Consider the following 5,459-nt stretch of genomic DNA (forward strand, 5'->3'; position numbering starts at 1 on the left):
AGATCGTGAAATTGTTATTCGCTATCTTGGTGAACCGATGTGGGAAATTCTGCAACAGTTACGTGAACAACGCAAAACTGGCCGTAGTGCGAAGATGTTGTTTGAAGTTTTGGGTGATATGTGGGTTATCACCCGTAATCCTTATATACAGGATGATTTGATTGAAAACCGTAAACGCTGGGACTCGCTACGACATGCTTTGCATCATCGTTTAGATCAGATTCGTGAACGGGCAACGGAAAACGACAATCAACTGGCATTGCAGTTGGAGCAAGCGGCTCGCAAAGCGGTAGAAAAGTTTGAGCGTGAGCTGTTGGCAACCGCCGATCGTCGCAAAGTGGTTATGCGACGTCTTAGCCGTGTCACCAAAAAACATAATATCTGCTTTGATGGTTTATCACGTGTTTCACACGTAACGGATGCTACTGACTGGCGTGTAGAGTATCCGCTGGCCGTCATCAAACCCGATACTGAAGAGGAAATGGCTGCCATTATTGCCGCCAGTATCGAGTTGGGGTTAACCGTTATCCCTCGTGGAGGTGGCACTGGATATACCGGTGGTGCAATTCCATTGACGGCTGACAGCGTAGTCATTAATACCGAAAAGCTGGAAGGGCTGGGTTCGGTTGTCTATCGCAAACTACCGGGTCGCGATGATGAAGTTGCTACCGTTCGGGCTGAGGCCGGTGTTGTAACCCGCCGTTTATCTGATTTAGCGGGCAAGAACGGCTTGGTTTTTGCGGTTGATCCAACCTCTCAGGATGCCTCCACCATCGGCGGTAATGTGGCGATGAATGCCGGTGGTAAAAAAGCCGTTATGTGGGGAACCGCGCTGGATAATCTGGTTTCCTGGAGAATGGTGACGCCTGATGCTACATGGATGGAAGTTGAGCGGCTTAATCACAACATGGGGAAAATCCATGATATTGAAATGGCCACTTTCCGAATCAGCCGTTATCAGCCAGATGGCAAAACCCTGCTGGAAGAGCCAGAAGAAATCGCCATCCCTGCACCTCAGTTACGCAAGCTGGGCTTAGGTAAAGATGTTACCAATAAGTTCTTAGGTGGACTGCCTGGCATTCAGAAAGAAGGCTGTGATGGTCTGATTACCTCGGCGATATTTGTGTTGCATCGTATGCCGCAATTTATTCGTACCGTATGTCTTGAATTCTTTGGTAACGATCTGACCAAAGCCGTCCCGGCGATTGTCGAAACCAAAAACTTTCTGGATAACAACAAAAAAGTATTGCTCGCTGGTATGGAGCATTTAGATGAACGTTACGTCAAAGCGGTGGATTACAGCACCAAAGCGCCACGATCAGAATTGCCAAAAATGGTATTGCTCATCGATATCGTCGGTGACGATGAAGACGCCGTAGCTGAAGCGAGTTCTGAGGTAGTGCGTTTATCTAATGCGCGTGAAGGAGAGGGATTTGTTGCAGTAAGTCCTGAAGCTCGTGCCCGTTTCTGGGCTGATCGTGCGCGAACAGCAGCTATTGCTAAACATACCAATGCCTTCAAAATCAATGAAGACGTGGTGATTCCACTTGAGCGTTTGTCTGAATATAACGATGGTATTGAACGTATTAATATCATTCATTCCACCCAAAATAAATTGCGTATGGTGGAGGCGGTGCTGCAATTTTTAAGCAGTCAGCCGAAAGAGTTAAAACAAACGGTCAAAAAACTTGATGACAGCGCTGAAAATGACGCCATTCTGCAATCCAAAATTGAGGCAGCATGCAGCCATTTACGAGTGGTTCAGACTCGTTGGACAGAAGTTTTAGATAATCTGGATTCGGTGGCATTAAATCACCGCGAACTATTATCCGATGAAGTGATTAACCTGCTGGCGGAGAGTGATACGTTATTTAATGTATTACAGCGCCGTGATCTTCGCGTTTCGTATCGTAAAGAGGTCGAGAAACCACTTAAAGAAATGTTCCAAGGTCAATCGCTGGAAGCATTGCGTAATAAACTGGATGAAATTCATAAAGAACTACGTTCAAGTCGCTTGTTTGTGGCCACGCATATGCATGCCGGTGACGGTAACGTGCACACCAATATTCCGGTGAACTCAAACGATTATCAAATGATGCATGAAGCAGAATTGATTGTTGATGGGGTGATGAAACTGGCGGGTGATTTGGGTGGAGTAATCTCAGGTGAACATGGTATTGGTCTGACCAAGATGCAATATCTGGATAAAGCCACCATTGATGCATTTGCTGGTTACAAACAAAAAGTCGATCCATTTGGCCGCTTCAATGCAGGTAAATTGTTGGCTGGGTCTGGACTGGAAAATGCCTACACGCCATCGTTGAGATTACTGCAACAGGAAGCATTGATTCTTGAAGCCAGTGATTTAGGTGAGATTAACAACGATATTAAAGACTGCCTGCGTTGCGGTAAATGTAAACCGGAATGTACCACCCACGTACCACGCGCGAATTTGTATTATTCGCCACGTGACAAGATCTTGGGTACCGGTTTGATTATGGAAGCGTTTCTCTATGAGGAACAAACCCGCCGTGGTATTTCAGTTCGTCATTTTGAAGAAATGAATGATGTGGCTGACCATTGTACGGTTTGCCATCGCTGTCTGAACCCATGCCCAGTGAATATCGACTTTGGTGATGTATCGATGAAGTTGCGGGCGGTGTTGAAGAAACAGGGTAAGCGCCATGTCAATCTGGGTACTTGGTCTTCAATGGCGTATTTGAATGCCACTGATCCGTTAACGGTCAAAATCATGCATAAAACCATGATTCAAATGGGCTTTAAAGCGCAGCGTCTGGCGCATGCGGCGGCAAAATATCTTGGACTACTAGCCAACAAAAAGAAAAAACGACCTTTGCCAACGACAGGTAAAACGCCACTGCGTGAACAGGTTGTGCATTTTGTCAAAAAACCGATGCCCGGTAATCTACCAACACGAACCACTCGTGGCATGCTGGGTCTGGAAGATGACAAGATGGTACCGATCCTGCGTGATCCAGCTAAGGTCACCGAAGATTCTGATGCGGTGTTCTATTTTCCGGGTTGCGGTTCGGAGCGTTTATTTAGTCAGGTAGGCCTCGCTACGCTAGCCATGTTGTATGAGGTTGGTACCGAAACGGTATTACCGCCGGGCTATTTATGTTGTGGGTATCCGCAAGCTTCTACAGGGGATGATGAAAAGTCGACAGCGATTTCTACCAGTAATCGGGTGTTATTCCATCGCGTAGCCAATACATTGAACTATATGGATATTAAGACCGTTATCGTGTCTTGCGGTACCTGTATGGATCAGCTACTCAAATATGAGTTTGAAAAGATTTTCCCTGGCTGCCGGTTGTTAGATATTCATGAATATTTGATGGAAAAAGGCGTCAAGATGGAAGGCGTTGATGGCGTGCAATACTTGTATCATGAGCCATGCCATACACCGATGAAAACCTACAAATCAACCAACGTGGCCGCGACACTATTGGGGCAGCAGGTAACATTGAATGATCGCTGCTGTGGTGAGGCGGGTTCATTTGCTGTGGCACGTCCTGATATCGCCACACAGGTTCGATTCCGCAAGGAAGAGGAAATCACCAAAGGCATTAAAGAACTGACTGGACAAGACAAAGCGGTAAAAGGCAATGTGAAAATGTTGACCTCATGCCCGGCCTGTCAGCAAGGCCTGTCACGTTATAGCGAAGATACAGGCATTGAAACAGACTACATCGTTGTGGAAGTGGCAAAGCATGTGTTGGGTGATAAATGGCATACGCAATTTATCGATAATGTGAAAGCAGGTGGTATTGAGCGGGTATTGCTCTAAGCGATTCCGTTAGATCCCGAGCGCAGAAATTCTGCGCTCGGATTTTTGTTCAGCGACTGTTAATGATTCGGCGTAAGAGCTTCACCATTGAAACTCACGCGATCCCAGCCAAACTTTAGAAAGTTACGAATATTCTGGTGGTCTTCACCTTTTGGATTGAGCAAAACATCACTTCGGTAATAACGACCAAAGCAAGCTAAGGTCTGTGATTCACCTAATTCGTGCAACAGTCCAAAAAACAGAATTTTGCACGAGCCATTGTTTTCTCCAGCCTCATTATGCAACTCACCATTATGAAATGCGGTGGGGGCGAACTGATAATTTGCATCAATTACAGCAATCGTATCTTCGAAATCCAGCGCTGACGGATTGTCATTCAAGGTGCTGAGAAATGTCGCTAAATCCATATAAAAACTCCAAAATCAGGTAAAGAAGCGGGTAAATGTGGCAACCGTCTCACGATCTGTACGATACTGATTTACCGCAGCATCAACATCTTCATAGCCCAAGGCCATGCCACAGACCAAAATAGTGTCAGCAGGATAATGCAAAATAGCTTTAATTTGTTCGGTATATTCGGCTAATGCCGCTTGTGGACAGGTAGCGAGCCCTTTGTTCTGAGCCGCTAGCATCAGGTTTTGCAGAAACATACCTAAATCTAGGAAAGAGCCTGTTTGCATTTCTGCATCCATAAAAAACAACAGCATCACGGGAGCATCAAATGCTCGGTAATTGGCTTCCCATTGTTGCTGTTGGGCTAGTTTATCTTTTCGATCAATATTCAAGCTTTGGTAAAGCTGTAAACCGCAAGCGCGTCGCCTTTCTATATAAGGTGAGCGCCAGTTTTCTGGGTAGTAAGCATAGTCAGGTTTTGACTTAATACCACTTTGGAAAGCTTCAACTAAACTATCACTGATCTGTTGTTTAGTCTTACCCGTTATTACGGCAACTTGCCAAGGCTGGGTATTGGCGCCAGATGGCGCATAACGGGCAATATCCAGAATTTCATGAATAATTGTTTCGCTCACCGGCTTATCGATAAAAGCCCGCGTGCTGTGACGTTGTTTAATCAAATCTTCAATCTTCATATTTTGGCTCAGCTTCTTTTAATTTCCACACAAAGCCTATCATCACCACTGCCAATCCTAATAACATCAACTGCAAACCAGTTCGTCCCCACAACATCGTTATTGAAAAGCTAAAGGCAATTATTAACATGATGAGTGCTTGAATTTTGGTGCGTCGCCGTACCGTTTTAGTTTGGTCCCATTGTTTCAACGGGGCGCCAATCCAGCGATTATTCAGCAACATCTTATGAAAACGTGGAGAGGTTTCAGCGAAACATGCCAAGGCGAGAATCATAAATGGTGTAGTTGGCATAACCGGCAATAACGCGCCAATTATCCCTACAATGACGCATAACCAACCACAACTGAAGATTAAATAATGTTTAATTTTTTTTCGCATAGCTTGAAAGCGTAGCCTGGTGGCGAGAGATATTTCTAAATAAAAGTGTTGTTCTAGGGGGTGACTAAAATGTTTAATGTCATTATCACAGCATGATTATACGTGTTGACTCATCAAAGTGAGTTTTCAGGTACCGAAGATTTAAAAAATCAGGGCTTGTTCTAGGAATGCATTTATTGCT

Annotated in this window: 4 protein-coding genes; 1 reads left to right on the forward strand and 3 read right to left on the reverse strand. The window is 45.1% G+C overall.

Features of this window, described 5'->3' with window-relative positions; all coding sequences use genetic code 11:
* The coding region (locus tag ACN0V2_RS13625) for a DUF3683 domain-containing protein (RefSeq protein ID WP_417551346.1) at nucleotides 1-3,811 on the forward strand (3,811 nt) is incomplete at its 5' end.
* Nucleotides 3,812-3,870: 59 nt separating this feature from the next.
* On the opposite strand, the gene ACN0V2_RS13630 is transcribed toward ACN0V2_RS13625, so the two are convergent.
* Genes ACN0V2_RS13630 through ACN0V2_RS13640 form a run of 3 tightly spaced genes read right to left on the reverse strand, consistent with a single transcriptional unit; the run spans nucleotide 3,871 to nucleotide 5,278 of the window.
* Nucleotides 3,871-4,218 (reverse strand): HopJ type III effector protein, encoded by a 348-nt coding sequence (locus tag ACN0V2_RS13630; protein WP_417551347.1) that lies wholly within the window; start codon nucleotides 4,216-4,218, stop codon nucleotides 3,871-3,873.
* Between the two features lie 15 nt (nucleotides 4,219-4,233).
* On the reverse strand, nucleotides 4,234-4,899 hold the full coding sequence (locus tag ACN0V2_RS13635; RefSeq protein ID WP_417551348.1) for a nitroreductase: 666 nt from the start codon (nucleotides 4,897-4,899) through the stop codon (nucleotides 4,234-4,236).
* Nucleotides 4,889-5,278: a YbaN family protein gene (locus ACN0V2_RS13640; RefSeq protein WP_417551349.1), complete on the reverse strand. Its 390-nt coding sequence runs from the start codon at nucleotides 5,276-5,278 to the stop codon at nucleotides 4,889-4,891. Before ACN0V2_RS13640 ends, ACN0V2_RS13635 begins: the two co-directional genes overlap by 11 nt.
* Nucleotides 5,279-5,459 lie beyond the last annotated feature (181 nt).

It is taken from the genome of Methylophaga sp. (assembly GCF_048266885.1).
Lineage (GTDB): Bacteria > Pseudomonadota > Gammaproteobacteria > Nitrosococcales > Methylophagaceae > Methylophaga.